Genomic DNA, 21873 nt, shown 5'->3' on the forward strand with positions numbered 1-21873 from the left:
GGCCGGTACCCGGACGGCCGGGACAGGCCTAACCCAGCACGCCGTTCGAGTCGACCGGATCCGGTCGGCCGGTGTTGACCGTGCCCGGCGCCGCCGGGGACGGCCGCGAGGTGGCGCCGATGTTCGCGCTCGCCTCGGCGGCCGGCGCCGAGGGCGCCACCTGGCCGGGCACCGGTGCCACGGGGCCGGTCGGGCTGGCGGTCGAGGCGTTGGCGATCTCGTTGGCGATGGCGTCGAAGTCGACCCGACCGGTCTTCTCCAGCATCGTGATGTGGTCGAGCACGGTCTGGTTGGCGTCCGACGCAAGCTGCCGCACGAGTGTGTTCCGCGTGGTGTTCCGTACGGCGCCGATGGCCGGGAAGATCTTGCCGTGCGCGGCGCGCAGCAGGTTGGCGAACTTGTACTCGTACTCGGCGCCGGTCGCCGCGCTCAACTCCTGCAGCCAGCCCTGCTGTTGCTCGTTCGGCACGTTCGGCAGCGCGACACCGAGCCGGGCCGCGATGATCCGCACCCGCTTGTCGAGGTCGGTGTGGCCGACGATGAGGTGGTCACCGGCCTCCTTGATCGCCTGGTTGGGCGCCCGCTCGATCGCCTGCTGGCCGGCCGGCAGCTCCCACAGCCCGGCCAGCCGCACCCGCACGATCAGATCCCGGTCGGCGGCCGTCAGCGGCCCCCACTCGGTGTTCACGGTGCTCGCCGCCACGTTCGCCTGCCCGGTGCCCCCACGGTCGGCGTACGACCACACGGGAAAGGCGAGTGCGCCGGTGGTGGCGACGATGGCCGCGATGAACACAGCCGTACCGTTGATACGACGCAAGGGAGCCTCCCGGGGAAACCAACTGGTCGTTGGAGAAGTTGACGCGTGGCCAGTGCCAGGAGGTACGAGCGGGGCGCTCGTCTTGTTCAAAGGGAGGGCGGCTTCGCCCAAAGGGCAGGCAAAGGAAGCGAGTTCAGCGCATCCTCGTGGGCCAGCGCTCCGGCGTCCGGCCCAGCAGCCGTAGCGCCTCGTCGAGCGGGCCGGCCTCCGGCGGTACGTCGAGCGGTGGGGCGAAGGCGAATCCCGGTCCGCGTCCGGCCGGGTCGGTGGGCACCAGTCGGGCCACGACCAGGGCGATGTCCAGGACGTCGTCCGACAGGCCCGGTGCTGTGCCGAGGGTGGCGGCGACGTCCCAGGCGTGGACGACGTAGTCGATGAAGTGGAAACCGATCGCCGTCCGCCCGGGAAAGCTCGCGCCCAGCTCCGGCAGGGTGAACTCCCGCTCGGTGGCGCCGGGTTCGGCGAACGCGGCGAGGACGGCCGTGGCCGCCGCGCGGTGCGTCCGGGCCGGCTCGCTCATGTCCTCCGGCTCCCGCCAGTACGCCCTGTCGTGGCCCGCGCCGCGTGCGGCGGCAGCGAACCCGTGATGCTGCGCGGCCATGTGCGCCACGAGCCGCCGCAGGTTCCATCCCGCGCAGGGGGTGTCCCGCTCCCAGTCCTCCTCCTGCGCCAACTCCACTACGCGCAAAGCCTCGTACACGGCGATCCGGTCGAGCTCGACGATGTCCGTTCCGGTGGCAGTCATGGGGCCTGAGCCTAAAACTGTGCGAACGATCGTGCTACTTGTTTTCGGCCGAAGTGGCGAGGGGGAAGTGCTCTGCATATGGGAAGGGCACTGTATGCGGGGAGGGGAAATGCCTTGTATGTCAGGGGACTTGAGGAGCCGTCGACGGATCCGTGGCCGCGCAGCGCAGTCGTGCCGCTATGCCGATACGGGCCCGGCGGTACGCGATCTCCTCGTCGTGCAGTACGGAGACCGCGTTGGACATCTCCATCAACGCGACGATCTCGAAGGCGAGTTGGGGTATGTCGGTGTCGGCCCGCAACTCGCCCGTGTCCCGGGCGTCGGCGGCCGTCCGCTCCACGAGGGCCGTCCAGTCGCGCTGTGCGCCGACCACCGCGTCGTGCACCGGCCCGGACCGGGCGTCGAACTCGGCGATGACCTCGTAGAAGAAGCAGCCACCGGGGAAGACCCGCCCCCGTGAGTACTCCAGCCACAACTCGCACAGGCGCCACAACCGGCCTACTCCGGCCGGGACTTCGGCGGCGGGCCTGATGACTTTCTCCGTGTAGATGCGGGCGGCCTCGCGCACGGTGGCCAGTTGCAGCTCCTGCTTGGAGCCGAAGAGCGCGAACACCCCGCTCTTGCTGAGGTGCAGCTCGGTGGCCAACCGGCCCACGGACAGCGCCTCCAGGCCCTCGACGGAGGCGATGTCGACGGTGCGGCGCAGGACGAGTTGCCGGGTGCGGTTGCCCCGCTCGACCCGGCCGTCGAGTCGTGTCATCGCCGCATCCTCGTCACTCCGCCGGATCTCATGGTGGTCCACCCTAAGCAACACGGGGGAAACGACCCCTTCCTAGGATGCGGCGGGTGCACCTGATCGTCCTGGACGCCCCCACCGAGTGGAGCCGGTTCGCCGAGGGTTCCGTCGAGCGCCGCATGCTGCTCGCGCTCGGCGACCACCTCGGTACGCCGCTGCGGCCTAAGCCCCTCATGCTGCCCGACGGCAGCCGGGTCGAGGTCGAGGGGCTCGACGCAGGCTGCCGCGTGCTCGTCCAACTGGTCAGCAACCAGGGAGCGTACAAGCCCGCCTACCGCAACAAGGTCATGGCGGACATGTTCAAACTGCTCTGGCTGCGGGACTCCGTACCGACCGCCGAGCGCGCGGTACTGCTGGTCACCGAGCTGATCGTGCAGGCGCTCGGCGGCTGGGTGGCACGGGCCGCGGCCGACCTCGGGATCGAGATCCACGTCTTCGACGGCAGCACGGTCACCCCCCTGCGACCTCCCGCGAAGCCAGACGTAAAACGCCCGTAACAGTCAACTGCGCTGTCCCGAAACACAATCTTCCTACGGTCGGAGGCACCTAAGCGGATTTCCGCGTGGCAGTCAGTCGCACTCGCTACGCACGCTCTCCGACTTCCAGGATCGGGCACTTGTGCCCGCGACATGGATGGGAGCGTGAAGGTGACTGGTACGCCAGCACTCGAACTGCGGTCGGTACGACGGGTCTACGGCTTCGGGTCCGCCGCGACCACGGCCCTCGACGACGTCCACCTGACGGTGCCGTCGGGCCGTTTCGTCAGTCTCATCGGCCCCAGCGGCTGCGGAAAATCGACGCTGCTGCGTCTCGTCGCGGGGCTCGAACAGCCGGACCTCGGCGCGGTGTCGGTGCACGGGGTGACACCGGCACAGGCGTGCGCGGCCAAGATGATCGGACTCGTGCCGCAGAGCCCCGCGCTGCTGCCGTGGCTGTCCGTCCTGCGTAACGTCACACTGCCGCAGAAGATCAACCGGGGTGCGGGGAAGCGCCGCGAACGCATCGCCGACTTCGCCGAACGGCAGACGGCGGTTCCCGACATGAGGGAACTCCTCGTCAAGGCCGGTCTCGGCGACGCCCTGCACAAACTCCCGGCCCAGTTGTCCGGCGGCATGCGCCAACGCGCCGCGATCGTGCGGGCGTTCGGTCTGCGACCCGACGTGCTCGTCATGGACGAACCCTTCTCGGCGCTCGACGAGTTCACCCGCGAAAGCCTTCAAGACCAACTCCTTGACCTGTGGGAGGAGTTGAGGACGACCGTCCTGTTCGTCACCCACTCCGTGTCCGAGGCCGTACGGCTCTCCGACACCGTCGTCGTCATGGCGCCGAACCCCGGCCGCATCGTCGAGAGCATCGACATCGACCTGCCCCGGCCGCGCGGTGAACGGCTCTTCGGGGAACGGCGGTTCCACGAATACGAGGACCTGGTGAGAGAGCGGCTGCGCCGCGCCTGGCACAGCGAAGCCGCGTGAGTGGGGGCGTGAGGGACATGACCGTAGCCGACGAACGCACCACCGCTCCCGCGGCGAAGACACCGCCGCCCGCCGAACCGTCCCGCTTCAGCCTGAAGCACCCGAGGTCGCGGATCGCGTGGATCCGGCCCGCCGTATGGCTGCCGCTTGTCGTGATGCTGGCGCTCCTCGCCGGCCTCTGGCACTGGGGAGCCGGGCAACTTCCGTATCTGCTGCCGCCGTTGTCCGATGTCGGCAGCTCCCTGTCCGGCGATCTCGGGTACTACGTCCACAACGCCCTTGTCACCCTCGGCGAGGCTACGGCCGGGCTGGGGATGGGGTTCGTCGGCGCGTTCGTCCTCGCGGTGCTGACCAGTGAACTTCCGCTGGTGCGGCGGGCGGTGATGCCGATCGCTGTCGTCCTCAACGTCACTCCGCTGGTGGCGATCGCACCGGCCCTGGTAGTGGCTTTCGGCTTCGGGCCAATGCCCAAGCTGATCATCACCGGGCTGATCTGTTTCTTTCCGATTCTCATCAACACCGCTACGGGGCTGCGGTCTGTGCCGCAGCAGGTGTTGCAGGTGTACCGGACGATGGACGCGAGCCGGGTCGAGTTGCTGTGGCACGTGCGCGTTCCCAACGCGCTGCCGTACCTCTTTGCCGCGCTGCGGATCGTCTTTCCGCTGTCGATCATCGGGGCGGTGGTGGCGGAGATGTCGGCGTCGGGGTCCACCGGAGGTCTCGGTACCGCGATCAGTGTGGCCTCGTCCATGAATCAACTCCCGGTTGTTTACGCCTCGATCCTCGTGCTTGCGGTGATGGGTGTGCTGCTGTTGCTCGCCGTCACGGTTGTTGAGCGGCGTGTGCTGCATTGGCACGACAGCGCGCAGGAGTAGCTGCGCCGGCTCGGCCGTTTGAACCTGCGGGCCCGGTGGGGGCTGGTCGCGCAGTTCCCCGCGCCCCTTACGGGGCGCCTGTCTGGGCCCCATTTCAATCAACCTCCCGGCGTTATCGCCAGTTTGGAGTCACCCATGCGTCATTCTCATCGCCTCGTCAGATCTGGACTCGCGCCTCTGGCCGCCGCCGCGTTGGCTGTTGGGGTTGCGGGATGTGGATCCGGTTCCGATGGCAGTTCCTCCGCCGGCTCGGCCGGGTCCGCGATCTCCGCCAAGCGGTGTGCTGAGAACAAGGCGGCCGGGAAGATCACGTATCTGTCCGGGTACCAGTTCCAGTCGTCGGTCTCGATCCTTGAGTACATCGCCGCCGCCAAGTTGGGGTATTTCAAGGACCTTTGCCTCACCGTCGACCTCAAGCCCGGTTCCGGTGACACCGCGCAGAACACCAAGCTGCTCGCAGGTGGACAGGCGACCGTGTCCGCGATCTCCGAGCAGGATCTGATCCAGGCGCAGGCCAACGGCATTGACATCAAGGGGATTTCCTCGTACTCGAATGCCGGGCTCGACATTCTGATGACCAACAAGGACATCACCGATCTGACCCAGCTCGACGGGAAGGTCGTCGGGCACAAGGGGTATGTCCCCGCCACCGTCGAGGCGATGCTGGTCAAGGCCGGCGTGAAGTGGGACTCGCTCAAGCTGGTCAAGGAGGGGTACGACCCCTCCGTGCTGCCGCGCAAGCAGGGCGGTCTCGAAGCGCTCACCGGGTTCGTCTCCAACGAGCCCAACCAGCTCAAGGCGGCCGGCAAGGACGTCACCGTGTGGAAGCCGGTCGACTACAAGATCCCGAGCTCGATCGGCGCGATGGCGGTCAACCCGGCGTTCGCCAAGGCGCATCCGCACGCCGTCGAGGACGTGTTGCGGGCCGCACTGCACGCGTACGAGTACTGCTCCTCCAGCGAGGCGCACATCACCGAATGCGTCGGCTACGCGGCCAAGTTGTCCGGCCCGACCTACGACAAGAAGCTGAACGCGACGATCTGGAAGACCGAGACGCAGGTCGTCAAGGAGAACCCGACGCCCGGACAGCCGATGGGCGGTATCGACACCGACAACGTCGGCCAACTCGTCGACATGCTGCACCAGTTCAAGATCGTGCCGAGCAGTGTGACCGCCGCCAAGGCCACGGGGTGGTTCGACACGTCCTTCGTCAAGGGCATCTACAGCGGCGACAAGCTCGTCTGGCCCGCGCCGTAAAGCCGTGGAGAAGCTGCCCAAAGAGCCGTGGAGCCATGGCCGTTGAGCCGTGGGAAAGCCCGTGAAAGAGCCGCAGAAAGGCCCGTGACGTGCCCGCGAAAGAATACGGAATCTTCCTTCCCATCGGGAACGGCGGCTGGATGCTGTCCACCACCGCGCCGCATCCCGAGGCGACCTACGCGTACAACAAGCGTGCCGCCGTGCACGCGGAGAGCATCGGGCTCGACTTCGTGATGTCGATGGCCAAGTGGCGTGGTTTCGGCGGGAGTACGGACCACTGGGGCCGCTCGCTGGAGTCGATGACGATGATGGCGGCGCTCGCCGAGGCGACCAGCCGGGTCAAGATCTGGGCGACCCTGCACGCCAACATCCACAACCCCGCCGTCGCGGCGAAGATGCTCACCACCCTCCAGGACATCTCCGGCGGCCGGGCCGGCATGAACATCGTGAACGGCTCGTACGCGGGGGAGTTCGAGCAATTCGGGGACTGGGACCCGGAGTTGAGCCACGAGGACCGTTACCGGATGACGGAGCTGTGGACGGAGGCGGTCACCCGGCTGTGGACCGAGGACTCGGTCACCCTGCGCACCCCGTACTTCGACCTCGTGGACTGTGAGTCCCGTCCGCATCCGGAGACGCGGCCGACCGTCATCAGCGCGGGGCGGTCCGAGGACGCGCGCCGCTTCCAGGCCCGGTATGCCGACGGTGCCTTTCTCGCCGCCGACAGCCTCGACGACATGCGGTCGCTCTCCGCGGACGTGCATGCGCGGGCGAAGGCCAACGGCCGTGTCTGCAAGACGTATTCGATGCTCACCGTCGTCCAGGACGACACCGACGAACTGGCCGTCAAGAAGGTCAAGGAATGGGGCGTCGGCGTCGACCGCGAGGCGCTCGCCCATATGCGCCACACCTGGGGCGTCCCCGCGGACCAGGCCCGCGCGTGGGCCGACGGAGCCGACGGGGAGGCGGCCTTCCAGACGCCGTACGTCGCCGGCAGTGCCCGTACGGTCACCGAGCACATCGAGTACATCGTGCGGGAGGCCGACCTCGACGGACTCATGCTGATCTTCCCGGAGTACGACGAGGACATGCTGCTGTTCGGCGAGACCGTGCTGCCCGCGCTGCGCGACCGCGACGAGGTGGCGGCCTGATGTCCGACCTGCGGGACAGACAACTCGCCCAGCTGGCCGGGCTGTTCGGCAGGCCCGCTCTCGTCGTGGTCGACGTGCAACGCGACTTCGCCGATCCGGACCGGCTGGAGGCGTACGGCCTGACGGACGCGGCGCTGGCGACCCTGGCCCGGACGGTCACCCGTATCGCCGACCTCGTCGATGCCGCACGCGCCGCCGAAGTGCCCGTCGTCTGGGTCGAGTTGGGCAGCGACCCGGCGCGGCCCTGGCGGTCGAGCAACTGGCTGCGCGAGGGCGACTACGACGCGCCCATGAGCCCGGACGAGCCGTGCCGGATCGGCACACCCGGCGCCGAGTGGTATCAAATGCGGCCTGCCGACGGGGAGTTGCGGGTGGTCAAGCGCGGTTACAGCGGCTTCCTCGGCACCGATCTCGACGCGCGGCTGCGCGCGGCCGGCTACGGCTGGCTCACCGTCGTGGGCCTCACGAGCGAGTGCTGTGTGTACGCGACCGCGCAGGACGCCGTCCAACTCGACTGGCCCGTCGTCGTACCGCAGGACACGACGACCGCCTACGACCACCACGTCAATGCCGCCGCCCTGTTCCAACTGGGCCTGAACGTGGCCCTGCTGAGCGACGCCGACGAAGTGGCCGAGCTGTGGAAGAAGGCCGCGCGATGACCGGAATGCACATCGGCTACGACCTCTCCTTCACCCACACCGAGGGCGCCTGGGCCCGCCAGGGCTCCTGGATCGGGCGGGACTTCCCGGACGTCCGCATGTTCATGGAACTGGCGCAGACCGCCGAACGCGCGGGCGTGGGCCTGCTGTTCTTCGGCGACGGCAGCGGCATCCCCAGCACCTGGCGGGGCAGCATCGCCCCGGCCGTGGAGTGGGGCATCCAGTGGCCGCGCCACGACATGGCGCCGGTGATCGCCGCGATGTCCACGGTGACGGAGAAGGTCGGCTTCGGACTGACGTACTCCTCGACCTTCATGCATCCCTTCTACGTCGCCCGGCTGTTGAACTCGCTCGACCATGTGACCGGCGGCCGGATCGCCTTCAACGTGGTCGCCTCCACGCGCGGCGCCGACGCGGCGAACTACGGGTTCACCGAACTGATGGACCACGACCTGCGTTACGAGCGGATGGAGGAATTCGTCGACGTCTGCCGGGCGTTGTGGGACTCCGTCGCGCCGGACGCCATAGTCCGCGACCGGAGCACCGGCCGGTTCGCCGACCCCGAGAAGGTCCACCCCATCGACCACGACGGGCGCTTCTTCACCGTCAAGGGTCCGCTCGCGTCGGTACCCGGCCCGCAGTACCACCCGCTCATCATCCAGGCGGGCAACTCCCCGCGTGGCATTGCCGCTTCGGCCCGCTTCGCCGACCTCGTCTTCGGCTTCGGCGGCAACCTCGCCGGCCAGCAGCGCCACCGCAAACTGCTCGACGAGGCGCTCCTCGCCGAGGGGCGGGACCCGGAACACGTGGGCATCCTCTGGGCGACCCAGGTGATCGTCGGCCGCACCAAGGCCGAGGCGCTGGCGCGTTGCGAGGCGGTGCACGAGTTCTGGAACGAGGAGGCCGTCGCCACCTATCTTTCGCACAACGCCGGTTACGACTTCTCGACGCTCCCCAACTCCTTCCAATTGGGAGAGTTGCGCGACGAGTTGGCGGCGGCCAACGCGAGTCCCGCGGGAATCGTCGGCTCGCTCGTCGCGGAGTTCGGCGCGGACCACACCATGAGCCGTAGCGAGTTCTTCGCGTACGGACGGGGGCGGGCGACGGGCCTGGACCACAGTGTCGTCGGCGACCCGGCCGCCGTGGCCGACGCGTTGGAGGAGAACTTCGCCGCGACCGGGTCGCGCGGCGGCTTCATGTTCTCCAGCCCGCTGGCCATGCCCTCCGGCTTCGCCGGGATCAGCGAACTGCTGCTGCCCGAACTGCGCCGCCGGGGTGCGCTCGCACCGGCGTACCAAGGGCCAACTCTCCGCGAGAACCTGGCAGTTTGAGATGCCCCTGGTGAGTGCGGGCGGGGATGGGGGTGCGGGCGTGCGGCGCGAGTGGTTCGCGCTCGGCAGCCTCTGTACAGGGTTCTTCATGCTCCTGCTGGACAGCACGATCACCTCGGTCGCGCTGCCGTCCCTGATCACCGGACTGCACGCCGGCGAGACCGCCGCGATGTGGGTCAACAGCGGCTATCTCATCGCCTATGCGGTGCCGTTGGTCGTCGCGGGGCGACTGGGGGACCGGTACGGTCATCGGCGCGTCCACCTGGTCGGGCTGGCGGCCTTCACGCTCGGGTCGCTGCTGTGCGCAACTGCCGCCTCCATCACGGCACTTGTCGCATGGCGGGGGGTGCAGGGCATCGGCGCCGCGCTGATGACACCGCAGTGCCTGACCCTCATCAAGGCGCTGTTCCGGCCGCCGCGTCTCGCCGTCGCGCTCGGGGTCTGGGGTGCGGTCGGCGGAGCGGCGGTGGCTGTCGGGCCGTTGCTCGGCGGTTTCCTTGTCGCCGCCGGGGGATGGCCCGCGGTGTTCTGGGTCAACGTTCCGGTCGGTGTCGCCGCGATGGTGGCCGTGGCCGTGTTCGTACCGGTGCTGCCGCGACAGGAGGCGCGCATCCCGGTGTGGGCGATCTGCGCGAACGCGAGCGGTGTCGGCGCGCTGGTGATCGGCATCCAGGGGACGGACGCAGCGCGTGGTGAAGTGCTGGGCGTGCCGCGGTGGTTGCTCGTCGTTGTGGGTGTGGTGGTGGTCGCGGGTGTGGTGTGGTTTCAGCGCCGGGACGGTCAACGCGCCCTCGTGCCGGTCGAGTTGTTGCGCAGCCGGGGGTTCGTCGTCGCGGCCTGGGCCGGTGCCGCCGCGGCCTTCTGCTCCGGGTCGGCGATGATCCCGCTGATGCTGTACCTCCAGCGGGAGCGCGGACTCGATGCCGGCGCGGCGGCGCTCACCCTCGTACCGATGGGCCTGGTCTGCCTGTTGGGGGCGCCGGTGTCGGCCCGGCTCAACAACGGGATCGGGTCCCGCGCGGTCGCCGTCATCGGCTCCGGCGCCCTCGTCCTGTCCATCGGGACGTCGGCGGTACTCGTCGCGACGGACGCCCCGATCGCCGCGCTGACCGCGACCTTCGCGGTGTACGGGGTCGCCAACTCCTTTGTCTGGTCGCCCCTTTCCATCGCGGCGGTGACCTCGGTCGGCCCGGACGAGGTCGGGGCGGCGTCCGGAACCTTCAACGCCATGAAGCAACTCGGCGCGGTGCTGGGCAGCGCGGTGTGCGCGGTTCTGCTGGCCGGGCACGGCTACGCGGTCACGCTCGGCGGACTCGCGGCGGTCGGACTCCTCTGCCTCCTCGCGTGCGCACTCCTGCGAACCGAGCCTCCCGGCAACGGACCCCTCGCGGTGTCCGCCGTGCCACAACTACCCACAGGAGTCGCGTGATGAAGCCTGACGAGGCCTCATGAGGCCCGATGCGGACGGGGGTTGCACGATGACGGCAATGGAAGGCCTGGAGAATCTGGACGGCATCACCTCGGATCCCGGGGAGATGACGAGGGCGTTCTCGGGGTTTCCGTCGGGGGTCGCGGCCCTCTCCGCGCGCGTCCACGGCGACCCGACCGTCATGATCGTCTCGTCGTTCGCGGTCGGCGTCTCCCACAACCCGCCCATGGTCTCCTTCGCCGCGCAACACACCTCGACGACCTGGCCGGTCCTGTCCCGCGCGCAGGCCATCGGCGTCTCCGTCCTGGGCGAGGGCCACAGCGACAAGGCCCGCCAACTCGGCTCCCGCAGCAAGGCGGCCCGCTTCGCCGACCTGCGCACGGTGGAGGCGGAATCCGGCGCGATCTTCCTCGACGGCGCCCCGGTGTGGCTGGAGTGCACGGTCGAGCACAGCTATCCGGCCGGCGACCACGACATCATCGTGCTGCGCGTACTCGCGATGCGGTCCGACGACGAGCGGAGCCCGTTGGTGTGGCATCGGCGGACGTTGAAGATGCTGGGCAGTTGAGGGTCCGCGGCGGTCACGGGAACGCAGGTCGGCCGACGCGCTCCTGAGGCGGGCCGAATGCAACACGTGGCCCACGGGCGGGAGTTGGTGTCCGTCCTCCGGGAGCGCTGTGAGCCGGGGGAGTGCGTCGGGGCCCGGATGTCGCGGTCGTCGGCTGTGAGGATGCGGACGGCTTCACCCCTGCCGCCCCGGAGCGGAACCCCTCCTACCGTCAACTCGGCCCGATCGGCGGGGACTTCGTCCCGGAAGGGCTCGTGGTCGGTGGCCTGCTGCGGCTCTGCCGGAGGCGCTCGGGAAGCGGCCTGCGGTAGTCGGGGAGAAGGTGCTGGGCGAGGAAGGCGGACGTCAGGAAGACACGGACGGCACGCTCGCGGCGAGGGCTGATCCAGCCGATCCGGTGGAGCCGGCAGACCCGCTCGCCGGCGAGATACCGGGTCAGGTCCCTGCCGAACGCCCGTAAGGGGGCGGGGAACCAGCGCTCGGCGAAGAACTCCATCATCGCGCTCGCCACGCGATGGCCGGACTCCGTCTCCTCGTACGGCCGGGAGTCGAACTTCAGGGCGAACTCGGTCATCGCCTCCCAGTCCTCGGGGAACGCCTCGTCGGCCAGCGGGCCGGACTCGCGTTCCAGGAGGCGGAAGAGGGTCCGCGCCCAGCGATGCCAGGCGGTCTTCATGTTCTCGCTCGTACCGGGCAGGCCCAGCGAGGTCTGCAGACGGTCGGCGAACGTCGCCAGCAGGACCAGGGGATAGACGAAGTCGTCGATGTCGTCGAAGTTGCCGGGCAGGTCCGGCGTCCTGCGGGCAATGGCCAGGTGGATGCGGTTGAGTCGTCCGGCGGCCTGGCGGCCCGCCGCGCTGGACAGGCCGTCAACCATCCAGGCCATCAGAAACTCGTTGCCGTCCTCGAAACGCCGCCGCGGCCGCGTCTCCAGCTTCGCGGTGTGGGCCAGGGTGGCGGATCCGAAGCCCGGCTGCATCATGCGCATGGTGCCCGGATAGACCATCATCGCCAGGGCGAACTCCGGGACGCGGTGACCGACGTAGAGCGAGATCATGCGCTCCCAGTCGGTGTCCGGGTCCATCCGGGCCAGTTCGCGGTCGACCCACTTGTACCCACGGCGCACTGTCGGTTCCCCCTTGCAGACCTTCAGAAGGGGGACGCTGCGGCATGGGCTGCCGATGCCATGATCCGTCGTGAGCTGCGTCACCCTGGCCGTGGGTCACGGATCTCCACCCGCGGGTGGAGCCTCTGAATCAGCCCGTGGGTGGTGGTGATCCACTGCGGACAAGGAGCAGCCTTGTGCCATGGGCTCACTTCATTCCGCACTCGTCGCTCTCACGGGCATCTGTGTCGCGATCTTCGTCGTGGCCTGGATCGCGGGCGCCGTCTACTTCGGCGTGAAGAGCGAGGCCGGGTTGGGCGGCTGGGCGCACGGCCTGCGCCGCACCCTGCCCCGGCGGGTCCTCCTGATCGTGGGCGCGTACGCGTTGTCCATACTGATCAGGCACTCTCCGGATTCCTTCTGGCACCACCTCCAGTACTGGCAGCCCGAGCTCGCCCTCCTGGGCGCCCTGCTCGCCGTCGCCTCCACCGCTCTGCTGCTGTGGGCCCGCTGGGTTCTGGGTGTCATGTGGGCCAGCATCCCGATGGTCCATGAACACCATGAACTGCGCACCGAGGGCCCCTACCGAATAGTGCGGCACCCCATCTACACCGGCCTCCTCGGCCTGGTCCTCGGCTCGACGCTGGCCAGCGGCTTCGGCATCTGGATCGTGTTCCTGGCCGTCGCCGTCCCCTGGCTGCTGCGCCGGGTCCGCATAGAGGACGGCATGATGGCCGGCCAGTTCGGTGCGTCCTACGAGGCCTACCGCGCCCGCGTCCCGGCGTTGGTCCCGTGGACCCGACCTGCTCGGGCCGGCGCCCGCGGTGCCGACAGTCGGTAGTGGTAGTGCGGGCCGAGCCACTACACCCTGGCGCACTGGCACGACTCCTGCCTGACCGCGCTCGGTGGCGGCACGGCTTTGGTCCTTCCTCCCCTCGGCCCGTACGCACCGCGCGGCGCATCGCCCCCCGGCCGGAGAGCCGGCGCCGGATTCGCGGCGGGCCACCAGTCGCATGTGTCCTCTCCGTCTACCACTCTTGCGACCGGTCGTCGTGCAGAAAGATCGTCGCCCTGCGGCTCGCGGAGCACGAGGGTCGGTGTCCCCCTGGCGCAGGACCTGCTCGGGGTGTGGCGCGGTGGGGTCGCACCGCGCCCGTCGTGCGGTGACGGTCGGCGTCAATCTCCGCCCCGAGAGCGAGAGTTGCTCGGGGCACCTGTCGGGTTGCTGTCATCCCGGTGCCACTGTTGCCCGCGTCCACAGCTCCTCACTAACGTGCTCATGGAGATTTCAAAGGGAAATCTGATGGAGGGTCTGCCATGCCCCTGCCAGAACGCCCGGCCGCGCCGATACCGGCCGCCACGGCGACCGCCCCCGCACCGCTCTGCCCGCCGGCGAGGCACGACCGCTCCGGCTGACGGCTGACCCGCCACCGCTGATGCCTACGCGGGAACAGGTGTCCCGGCTCGCGGCGCCCAGTCCCGGCCCACCGGCAGATCCACCGGTCTCCATCCGCCTCGCACCCCACCTGGGGGCCCACCATCAGGGCACTCCAGCTCACGTACGACACCTCGCAGGAACAGCGCCCGGCCACGTCGCGTCGCCACGCGACGGCGCTTGCCCATTCCTCACCCCTCAGTCACCACCCCCCACCCTCCTCCGGGCATGTCTTCGCCCGGAGCAGAAGGAGAGTTCCGTGAACCCCACGCACAGCGAGCGTCTGGACTACCTCGTGGTCGGTGCCGGTCCCGCCGGGCTCCAACTCGGGCAGTTACTCCAGGCCGCCGGGCACGGATACCGGATCCTGGAGAGCGGCCACGCTCCCGGCACGTTCTTCGGCACCTTCCCCCGCCACCGCAAGCTGATCTCGATCAACAAGGTGTACAACGGCACCGACGATCCCGAACTGAACCTCCGGATGGACTGGAACTCCCTGCTGTCCCCGGACCCGCACCTGCTCTTCGGCCGCTACAGCAAGCGTTATTTCCCGCACGCCGACGATCTGGTGCGCTATCTCGCCGACTTCGCCGAGGCGTTCAAACTGGACATCGCCTACGACACCCGGGCGGAGCGGATCCGGCGTGACGACGACGGCTTCACCGTCACCGATCAGCACGGCCACGAACACCGCGCCCGCCGGCTGATCATGGCCACCGGACTGACCCGGCCCAACATCCCTGACATTCCCGGCATCGAGACCGCCGAGGACTACTCCGTCGTCTCCGTGGACCCCGAGGACTTCACCGACCGGCGCGTCCTGATCATCGGCAAGGGCAACTCCGCCCTGGAGACCGCCGACAACCTTGTCGAGACCGCCGCGGTCATCCATGTCGCCGGCCCGCACTCCGTCCGCATGGCCTGGAACAGCCACTACGTCGGCCATCTCCGCGCGGTCAACAACAACTTCCTCGACACCTACCAACTCAAGTCGCAGAACGCCCTGTTGGACGGCAACGTACTGTCCGTCGAGAAAGACCACGACGGCATGTACCGCGTCCGCTTCAGCTTCTCCCGGGCCGACGAGGTCGTGAAGGAGCTGCGCTACGACCGGGTGATCGTCTGCACCGGATTCCGCTTCGACGCCTCGGTGTTCGACCCGGAGTGCCGCCCCGCCCTGGTCATCGACGACCGCTTCGCCGCCCTCTCCCCGGCGTACGAGTCGGTGAACGTGCCCGGCCTCTACTTCGCCGGAACGCTCATGCAGCAGCGCGACTTCAAGAAGTCCACCGGCGGCTTCATCCACGGCTTCCGATACGCCGTACGCGCCCTGAGCCGCATCCTCGACGAACGCCATCACGAACAGCCTTGGCCCCACAGGCAGTTGGAGAGCGATCCGGCCGCGCTGGCGGACGCCGTGGTGGCCCGGGTCAACCGCAGCTCGGCACTGTGGCAGCAGTTCGGCGTCCTCGGGGACCTGATCGTCACGGCACCCGGAGAACCGGCCCGCTACCACGAGGAGATGCCGGTCGCGTACGCCAACGAGGGCCAACTCGCCCAGAACACCGATTACTTCACCGTCACCCTGGAGTACGGGCCCGACCACGACAAGGTCGACCCCTTCGACATCACCGTGCGCCGCACTGCCCAGAACTCGGTCGACGACGCCTTCGACGCCGCGTACCTCCACCCGGTGATCCGTCACCACGGCGGCGGCGAACTCCTCGGCACCCACCACATGGCCGAGAACCTGGAGAACCACTGGGACCACCCGGAGGTCCACCACGCCCCGCTGGCCGCGTTCTTCGCCCGCGAGCTGGACCGTCGGCCGACTCCGGCGGGGCGGTGAGCGGCGTGCAGTACACCGTCCGCGACTTCGAGACCGCGGCGCGCGCCGAACTGGACCCCGTGTACGCCGACTTCATCGCAGGCGGGGCACGCGACGAGATCACCGTACGGGCCAACGAGGCGGCGTTCGGGCGGCTGCAGCTGCTGCCCCGGGTACTGCGGGGAAGCGCCGTACGGGAGTTGGACATCAGCCTGCTCGGCAGCCGGGCGAGCCTGCCGGTCCTGCTCTCCCCGACCGCCTTCCACAAACTCGTCGATCCAGAGGGGGAGTTGGCTACCGCTCGGGCCGCGGCCGCAGCCGGCGTGATCATGATCGTGGCCATGGCGTCCACGGTGGCGGTGGGCGAGATCGCCGACGCGGCCCGCGCGGCCGGCGACGACGTACCCCTGTGGTTTCAGCTCTACATCCAGCCCGACCTGGAGATCACCGAGGCGCTGGTACGGCGGGCCACCGACGCCGGGTGCACCGCGCTGGTGGTCACCGTGGACTCCCCGGTGCTGGGCGCGGGCGAACGCAACCGGCGCAACGGCTTCCACGACCTGCCGCCCGGTCTGCGCTGCGAGAACCTGGTGGACCTGCGCGACGGCGAACGCGGCCACGTACGCCAGATCGCCATGTCCCCGGAGCTGAACTGGGAGCACGTCGACTGGCTGCGCCGCACCACCGCGCTGCCCATCCTGCTCAAGGGCGTGCTGCATCCCGAGGACGCCCGGCTCGCGGTCCGGCACGGTGTCGACGGGCTGTTGCTGTCGAACCACGGCGGTCGCCAACTCGACACCGTCCCCGCCACGTTGGAGCTGCTGCCCGAGATCCTCGCCGCCGTCGAGGGCCGTATCCCGGTCGTGCTGGACGGAGGCGTACGGCGCGGTACCGACGCGGTCAAGGCGCTGGCGCTCGGCGCGTCCGCGGTGGGCATCGGACGGCCGGTGATGTGGGCGCTGGCCGAGGGCGGGGAGAAGGGCGTACGGCGTCTCCTCGAACTGCTGCGGGAGGAACTCGACGACACCCTGGCCCTGTGCGGGGCGTCCGGACTCGCCGACCTGACGCCCGATCTGGTCCGGGTGCCCGCGTGGGGTCCCGTGCCGGGTCCCGGCGTGACGCCGGGGACGGACCGACGATTCGGCGGGGTGGTCGCGTGAGCCCCACCGGTTGGCTCGTCACGGGCGTGGCCGTGGTGCTGGTGGCCGGTCTGCCGTACTGGCTGCCCAGGGCGGTGATCGCGCTGCGGGTACGTATCTTCGCCCGGGTGGGCGGCGAGGACGGCATCCGGGCACCGGGCCGGGAGGTGCCGGCCGAGGAGTTCAAGAGGGTGTACGGGCATCCGGCGGCCAACGGCCGCAGCCGGGGCGCCGCGCTGTCCGACCTGTTCTGGTACTGGCTGTCGCCGGGCCCGGAGGTGCACCAGGAGCACCTGGAGCCCGGACCGCGCTACGACGACGTGGCCCGGACCACCCGGCAGATCCTGGCCGGGCTGTCCAGTGAGCGGTGGACGGAGCTGGTCGGCCGCTGCACCCGCCGGGTGCTCGACGAACTCGACGGCCACGCGCGCGTGCACCGGGTCAGACTGCGTGACCTGATGATGCCCGTCTGGGCCGAGGTCTACTACGAGGTGGTCTTCCACGCACCCTGCCCGCGTGACGTCCGGGACCTGATCACCGGCAACGCGGACGACGTGGTCGGCGCCCTGAAGTGCACCGGCCTGCGGCACATGGACCGCCGGGCCCGCCTCACCGCCCACCTACGTGACCGGCTCGCGCACGATCCGCCGCCCGGGCCGCTGCCGGCCACGCTCACCCCGCGAGAGCAGGCGTACTACCTGCAGGGCACGTTCTTCAACACCGCGGTCGTGCAGATGTCGGAGGCGATGGCCCATCTGCTGCTGGCCCTCGCCACGCACGGGCCGGTCCAGGACCGTCTGGCGGCCGGAGAGAAGGACCCGGACTTCCTGGACCGGGTGATCAACGAGACGCTGCGGCACTTCCCGCTCTTCGGCGTGGCCCACCGGATCACCTCGGGGGACATCCCCAGGGACGGGCGCGACCCCATCCCGGCCGGTTCGGTCCTGCTGTTCAACTACCCCGAGTACCAGGGGTCCGGAGACGACCCGTTCGACCCGGACCGGTGGATGAACCAGGACACCAGGCCGTCCGCCTTCATCCCGTTCGGAGTGACCGCCAACCGACCCTGCCCGGCACGCGGTTTCGCCGTCCTCACCATGCGGGTCGCCGCCGAAGAGGTACTGCGCTGCTTCCGGCTGGAGTCCTCGGTGGAGCACACCCGGTCGCTGCCCAGCCGCGGTCCCTGCCTGCTCCTCCCGCGCACCGAGGCGCCGGTCCGCAGGCGGACCCGGCTCGCGGTGATGCGCCTCGCCGACAGCTGGGAGGGCGTCTGGCGCAGCCTCGTCCAACTCGCCCTCGGCAGCTACATGGTGTGGGACGCCCGGCGCCAGGGGCTGTGCCGGAACTACTTCGCCGCCTCGTCCGGCGGCTCCGCCACCTCTGTCCCAGCCGGCCGTTGAGAGGAACGAGACCATGACTCCCGTGGAGCTCGCTCCCGCCTTCTTCCTGGCCGTCGTCGTGATTCTGCTGACGTGCCGCCTGGTCGTCCTGCTGGCCGGCCGCTTCGGCCAGCCGCCCGTGGTCGGCGAGATGATCGCCGGGGTACTGCTCGGCCCCTCCCTGTTCGGGCTGGTCGCCCCCGGGGCCTCCGCCCACGTCTTCCCGCCCGAGCTGAAGCCGGTGCTGTACGTGGCCGGCCAGATCGGTCTGGTGGCCCTGATGTTCGGCGCCGGTTACGAGTTCCGGGCGCACGCCGGGCGCGGCCTGGCCGGCACCGCGGTCGCCGTCTCCTCGGCCGGGGTGGGGATCCCGCTGGTCCTGGGCGTGGGGCTGACCCTCGTGGCCCACGGCCATGTCGGCATCTTCGTCGACGGGGTCTCGGTCTGGGTGACGGCGGCGTTCGTGGGCGTCGCCCTGGCGATCACGGCTTTCCCGATGCTGGCCCGGATCATCACCGAACGCGGGCTGGCCGGATCGCGGTTCGGGTCGCTCGCCCTGGCCTCCGGGGCCACGGACGACGCCGTCGCCTGGATCATGCTGGCGGGGGTGCTGAGCGTGGCCTCCGGAAAGGTGAGGCCCATCCTGGAGGCCGTCGGCGGCAGCCTGCTGTTCGTGGCCGTACTGCTCCTGCTGGGGCGCCGCCTGCTGGCCTGGATCGTGAACCGCCCGGGCCTCGGCGACGACACCCGCCTCCTCTTCACGCTCGCCGTGCTGTTCTGCGCCGCCTGGTTCACCGACATCAGCGGCCTGTACTCCGTGTTCGGGGCGTTCTGCGTGGGGATGGCCATGCCGCGCGGCGAGGGCTCCGAACGGCTGGTGCGGACCACCCAGTCCGTGACCCAAGTGGTGTTCGTGCCGATGTTCTTCACCTACTCCGGCCTGAACACCCGGTTCGACGTCTTCTCCGACCCGTCCGTGCTGGTGTTCGGGGCGGCCGCGGTCGTCCTGGCGGTGGCCGGCAAGTTCGGCGGCTGCTGGGCCGCCGCCCGGCTGCGCGGCGAACCCGGCCCGGTGGCCGTCCGGGTCGGCGCCCTGATGAACGCCCGCGGTCTGATGCAGCTGATCGCGCTCAACATCGGCCTGTCGGCCGGCATCGTCAGCGAGGAGCTGTTCACAGCGCTCGTCCTCGTCGCCCTGGTCACCACGGTCATGACGGTTCCGGTACTGAGCCTGCTGGACCGCCGCGACACCAGGTCCCTGGCGGCCGAGGAGACACATGAGGGCGAGGAGGCGGCGGCGACATCGAGTTGAACGGGTCGGCTTCACGCCCGCGTGACGCGCGGCCTCAGCCGACCGCCGGGCCTCCCTCGCCGGACAGCTCGCCGACGCGGTGGTGGCCCTCGACCGCGACCGTGAGCCCGGGTGCGATCTCCGTGAAGCCGGCGTCGCGGACCAACGGCCGTTCGGTGCTGGTGAGTTCGGCCCACCGGGCGGGGGCGGCGGTGCGGACGGAGAGGGGGAAGCCTGCTTGGCGCCAGGCGGTTCGTTCGTCGTCGGACAGTTCCCACCAGGCGAGTTGGGCGCCGTGGCCGGTCTGGGCCATGGTCTTGCCGGCGGACATGTCGAGGTCGGGGTTCAGCCAGAGCACCGGCGCCGTGGGGTCCGCGTCGGTGGGCGGTTCGGGGTCGTCGAGGTCGGTGCCGGACACCTGGAGCCGGGCCAGGTCCTTGGGCCAGCCGTCGAGGGGGACCGGCGGGAAGACCCGTACCTCCGCGGACTTGCCGGTCACCGTGATGCCCGGCAGTGCCTCGGCCCGCCGCCACTCGGCCCCGCGCGCACGCCGGACCACCTTCCGGATGCGCGCGTCCTGCCAGTCCCGCATGACCTGCGCCCACTCCCCGTCACCGACGGCCCGCTCGTCGCTCAGGATCGTCAAGACGGCCCGGGCAGCCGTCTCCAGCGCGTCGGTACGGGCCGGGGGAGCGTCCCGCTCGATCCTCACCACGAGGGGCAGCACGAACTGCGGAGCCTCGTCGCGCGTGGTGGGCTCGTTGAGGAAGGGGTCGGCGTTGTCGCCGGGAACGGTGGAATCACTGGTCACACCCTCCAGTCTGCCAGGCAAAGGAGCGGCCCTTGGAAACACGGCCAAGGGGACCCACCTAAGGGGCGCGGGGAACTGCGGCGCGGCTGAGCAGTTGTCTTCGTCGACCACGACCCGCGCCGCCTCGCGGGGGCACCCGACGCGACGTACACAGTCATGGACGGAACCCTCAACCTCCTTACGGACACGGCCACTTCACCGTCCGGCCCGCAGGTGTCGCTGGACGTCCAGGGCCCACCGACAGGCCAACTCCCCCACGAGGCGGCCCAGTTGCTCACCTCATCCACGCGACCCGCGCGGGCGCACCTCGTCTGTCTGCTGGTCGCGCCGACCACCGCGGCGGCGCTCGGTGCGGCGGCCACCCTCGTCGTCACGCTGATCAGCGACCCGGCGAGTGCCGATCACCGCACCCGGGTGCCGCTCCCCGCCGCCGCTGCGGCCGGTCTGCTCGCGACCCTGGCCTGCGCCCTGCTCGGCACGGCGGTCGGCGCGCTCACCAACTGGCCGCTGCTGCGCTCACCCGGCCGGGCGGTGCCCGCGATGCTGCCGGCGGCGCTGCCGGCCGTGGTGGTGACCGGTTCCCCGGCGCAGGCGGCGGTGAGCGGCCTGGTCACCGGCTCGCAGTCCGGCACGGTTCCGGTGCCGTTGCTGCCGCTGGCCGGGGCCGCCCTGGTCACGGCGGCCGCGACCGCCGTGACCTGCGCCCTCACCTCCCGCCGCTCACCCTGAACAGGCGGTGCGCTGCGCCTCCTGCCACTCGCACACGGGGCACAGCGTGATCCCCTTGTACGACTCCGGGTACTCGGTCGGCTCCCGGCACAGCACACACTCCGCGTACGCCGGCGCCGGCTCTTCGTCGCTCATGCGACCAGCGTAAGAGGAGTGCGCGACCTTCAGCGGTGCCGGCCCGTCGCCCCGATCAGCTCGGAGACCTTCACGAACCGGTACCCCTTCTTCCGCAGCTCGGGCACGATCATGCGCACGGCACGCTCGGTCGCCGGGGCGGCGCTGCGCGTGCAGTGCATGACGACGACAGAGCCGGGCTTCACACCCTCCAGCACCTGCTGGGCCACGGCGTCCGAGTCCGTCGCGAACGCGTCGCCGCTCACCACGTCCCACTGCACCGCCGTGACACCGACCGCGCTCAGCGTCTTCAGCGCCTGCCGGTCGTAACACCCGCCGGGGAAGCGGAAGTACGGCATCGCGTTCGGCACGCCCGCCTTCTTGAAGGCCGTGTACGCCCGCTCCACATCCGCCTTCATCCGGTCCGGGGAGACGGTCGGCAGGCCGTAGCAGTCGCCGGTGAAGGCGTAGTGGCTGTAGGAGTGGTTGGCGATCTCGAACTGCGGGTCCCGGCCGATGGCACGGGCCTCGGCCGGATACTCGTCGGCCCACCGGCCCGTCATGAACACGGTCGCCGGCACCTTCAGCGTGCGCAGCGTGGCGATCAGCTGCGGATTGTCGAAGTGCTCGCCGGCCGCCGCGCGCGGTCCCTGATCGGCGGTCATGTCGGCGTCGAAGGTCAGCGCGACGGTCTTGCCGTCTACCCGCGGACCGTTCTTGAAGACGGGGGTCAGACCGGCGGGGCCGGGCGCGAGAGTGGGCGGCCGCGAGACGGCGGCGGTGGGCGCGCTGGGCGCCGGACGGCTGGCGTGGGGCGCCGAGGGGGCCCCGCAGGCGGTGAGCGCGGCGCCGAGTGCACAGGCGGCGGCGACTCGTCGTACTCGAATGGTCACCGTAGGAACATAAGAGGATAAACCGAATTAGTCGGTCATCGACACGGAA

Annotated in this window: 22 protein-coding genes; 15 read left to right on the top strand and 7 right to left on the bottom strand. The window is 70.0% G+C overall.

Features of this window, described 5'->3' with window-relative positions; translation table 11 throughout:
* Positions 1-28: 28 nt before the first annotated feature.
* The 3 genes from ACFWP5_RS32705 to ACFWP5_RS32715 form a co-directional block, all read right to left on the bottom strand.
* A complete protein-coding gene (locus ACFWP5_RS32705; protein WP_384164736.1) occupies positions 29-817 on the bottom strand; it encodes a DUF4142 domain-containing protein in 789 nt (262 codons plus the stop codon).
* Between the two features lie 133 nt (positions 818-950).
* Positions 951-1562 (bottom strand): TIGR03086 family metal-binding protein, encoded by a 612-nt coding sequence (locus tag ACFWP5_RS32710; RefSeq protein WP_384164738.1) that lies wholly within the window; start codon positions 1560-1562, stop codon positions 951-953.
* 121 nt (positions 1563-1683) lie between these two features.
* On the bottom strand, positions 1684-2322 hold the full coding sequence (locus ACFWP5_RS32715; RefSeq protein ID WP_384164741.1) for a TetR/AcrR family transcriptional regulator: 639 nt from the start codon (positions 2320-2322) through the stop codon (positions 1684-1686).
* Positions 2323-2399: 77 nt separating this feature from the next.
* On the opposite strand from ACFWP5_RS32715, the gene ACFWP5_RS32720 reads away from it, so the two are divergent.
* The 9 genes from ACFWP5_RS32720 to ACFWP5_RS32760 all read left to right on the top strand — a co-directional run bounded on the left by ACFWP5_RS32720 (position 2400) and on the right by ACFWP5_RS32760 (position 11100).
* Positions 2400-2855: a hypothetical protein gene (locus ACFWP5_RS32720; RefSeq protein WP_384164744.1), complete on the top strand. Its 456-nt coding sequence runs from the start codon at positions 2400-2402 to the stop codon at positions 2853-2855.
* Positions 2856-3005: 150 nt separating this feature from the next.
* A complete protein-coding gene (locus tag ACFWP5_RS32725) occupies positions 3006-3830 on the top strand; it encodes an ABC transporter ATP-binding protein (protein ID WP_384164747.1) in 825 nt (274 codons plus the stop codon).
* A 17-nt stretch (positions 3831-3847) separates the two neighbouring features.
* Positions 3848-4705 (top strand): ABC transporter permease, encoded by an 858-nt coding sequence (locus ACFWP5_RS32730; RefSeq protein ID WP_384164750.1) that lies wholly within the window; start codon positions 3848-3850, stop codon positions 4703-4705.
* Positions 4706-4840: 135 nt separating this feature from the next.
* Positions 4841-5962, top strand: coding sequence for an ABC transporter substrate-binding protein (locus ACFWP5_RS32735; RefSeq protein WP_384164753.1), 1122 nt, complete (start codon positions 4841-4843; stop codon positions 5960-5962).
* Between the two features lie 89 nt (positions 5963-6051).
* Complete coding sequence (locus tag ACFWP5_RS32740) at positions 6052-7113, top strand: LLM class flavin-dependent oxidoreductase (RefSeq protein WP_384164756.1); 1062 nt, start codon at positions 6052-6054, stop codon at positions 7111-7113.
* Positions 7113-7772, top strand: a complete 660-nt coding sequence (locus tag ACFWP5_RS32745; RefSeq protein ID WP_384164759.1) for a cysteine hydrolase family protein — start codon at positions 7113-7115, stop codon at positions 7770-7772. Before ACFWP5_RS32740 ends, ACFWP5_RS32745 begins: the two co-directional genes overlap by 1 nt.
* Positions 7769-9103 (top strand): NtaA/DmoA family FMN-dependent monooxygenase, encoded by a 1335-nt coding sequence (locus tag ACFWP5_RS32750; protein WP_384164762.1) that lies wholly within the window; start codon positions 7769-7771, stop codon positions 9101-9103. Before ACFWP5_RS32745 ends, ACFWP5_RS32750 begins: the two co-directional genes overlap by 4 nt.
* A 1-nt stretch (position 9104) precedes the next feature.
* Complete coding sequence (locus ACFWP5_RS32755; protein WP_384164765.1) at positions 9105-10532, top strand: MFS transporter; 1428 nt, start codon at positions 9105-9107, stop codon at positions 10530-10532.
* A gap of 49 nt (positions 10533-10581) precedes the next feature.
* Positions 10582-11100, top strand: a complete 519-nt coding sequence (locus tag ACFWP5_RS32760) for a flavin reductase family protein (protein ID WP_384164768.1) — start codon at positions 10582-10584, stop codon at positions 11098-11100.
* A 211-nt stretch (positions 11101-11311) separates the two neighbouring features.
* Here ACFWP5_RS32760 and ACFWP5_RS32765 read toward each other — a convergent pair whose 3' ends face one another.
* Positions 11312-12226: a DUF2236 domain-containing protein gene (locus tag ACFWP5_RS32765; RefSeq protein ID WP_384164771.1), complete on the bottom strand. Its 915-nt coding sequence runs from the start codon at positions 12224-12226 to the stop codon at positions 11312-11314.
* Positions 12227-12407: 181 nt separating this feature from the next.
* Here ACFWP5_RS32765 and ACFWP5_RS32770 point away from each other — a divergent pair, with 181 nt between their 5' ends.
* The 5 genes from ACFWP5_RS32770 to ACFWP5_RS32790 all read left to right on the top strand — a co-directional run bounded on the left by ACFWP5_RS32770 (position 12408) and on the right by ACFWP5_RS32790 (position 19298).
* Positions 12408-13046, top strand: a complete 639-nt coding sequence (locus ACFWP5_RS32770; RefSeq protein ID WP_384164773.1) for a methyltransferase family protein — start codon at positions 12408-12410, stop codon at positions 13044-13046.
* A gap of 853 nt (positions 13047-13899) precedes the next feature.
* The gene (locus ACFWP5_RS32775) at positions 13900-15489 is read left to right on the top strand and encodes an NAD(P)-binding domain-containing protein (RefSeq protein ID WP_384164776.1); all 1590 of its coding nucleotides are present in this window, start codon (positions 13900-13902) and stop codon (positions 15487-15489) included.
* A 5-nt stretch (positions 15490-15494) separates the two neighbouring features.
* Positions 15495-16628, top strand: a complete 1134-nt coding sequence (locus ACFWP5_RS32780; RefSeq protein WP_384164779.1) for an alpha-hydroxy acid oxidase — start codon at positions 15495-15497, stop codon at positions 16626-16628.
* On the top strand, positions 16625-18007 hold the full coding sequence (locus ACFWP5_RS32785) for a cytochrome P450 (RefSeq protein WP_384164782.1): 1383 nt from the start codon (positions 16625-16627) through the stop codon (positions 18005-18007). Before ACFWP5_RS32780 ends, ACFWP5_RS32785 begins: the two co-directional genes overlap by 4 nt.
* 13 nt (positions 18008-18020) lie before the next feature.
* Positions 18021-19298, top strand: coding sequence for a cation:proton antiporter (locus tag ACFWP5_RS32790; RefSeq protein ID WP_384164785.1), 1278 nt, complete (start codon positions 18021-18023; stop codon positions 19296-19298).
* A gap of 34 nt (positions 19299-19332) precedes the next feature.
* On the opposite strand, the gene ACFWP5_RS32795 is transcribed toward ACFWP5_RS32790, so the two are convergent.
* Entirely contained in the window at positions 19333-20088 is a 756-nt protein-coding gene (locus ACFWP5_RS32795) for a peptidyl-tRNA hydrolase (protein WP_384164788.1), read from the bottom strand.
* 156 nt (positions 20089-20244) lie between these two features.
* Between ACFWP5_RS32795 and ACFWP5_RS32800 the strand changes: the two genes are divergently transcribed.
* Positions 20245-20817, top strand: a complete 573-nt coding sequence (locus tag ACFWP5_RS32800) for an ABC transporter (protein WP_384164791.1) — start codon at positions 20245-20247, stop codon at positions 20815-20817.
* Here ACFWP5_RS32800 and ACFWP5_RS32805 read toward each other — a convergent pair.
* Together ACFWP5_RS32805 and ACFWP5_RS32810 are read right to left on the bottom strand one after the other, a co-directional pair.
* Positions 20809-20952, bottom strand: a complete 144-nt coding sequence (locus ACFWP5_RS32805; protein ID WP_199827441.1) for a hypothetical protein — start codon at positions 20950-20952, stop codon at positions 20809-20811. The two genes, ACFWP5_RS32800 and ACFWP5_RS32805, sit on opposite strands and share 9 nt — an antisense overlap.
* Before the next feature lie 29 nt (positions 20953-20981).
* Positions 20982-21824 (bottom strand): polysaccharide deacetylase family protein, encoded by an 843-nt coding sequence (locus tag ACFWP5_RS32810; protein ID WP_384164795.1) that lies wholly within the window; start codon positions 21822-21824, stop codon positions 20982-20984.
* Positions 21825-21873: the final 49 nt, after the last annotated feature.

The organism is Streptomyces sp. NPDC058469 (genome assembly GCF_042721125.1).
Classification (GTDB): domain Bacteria; phylum Actinomycetota; class Actinomycetes; order Streptomycetales; family Streptomycetaceae; genus Streptomyces.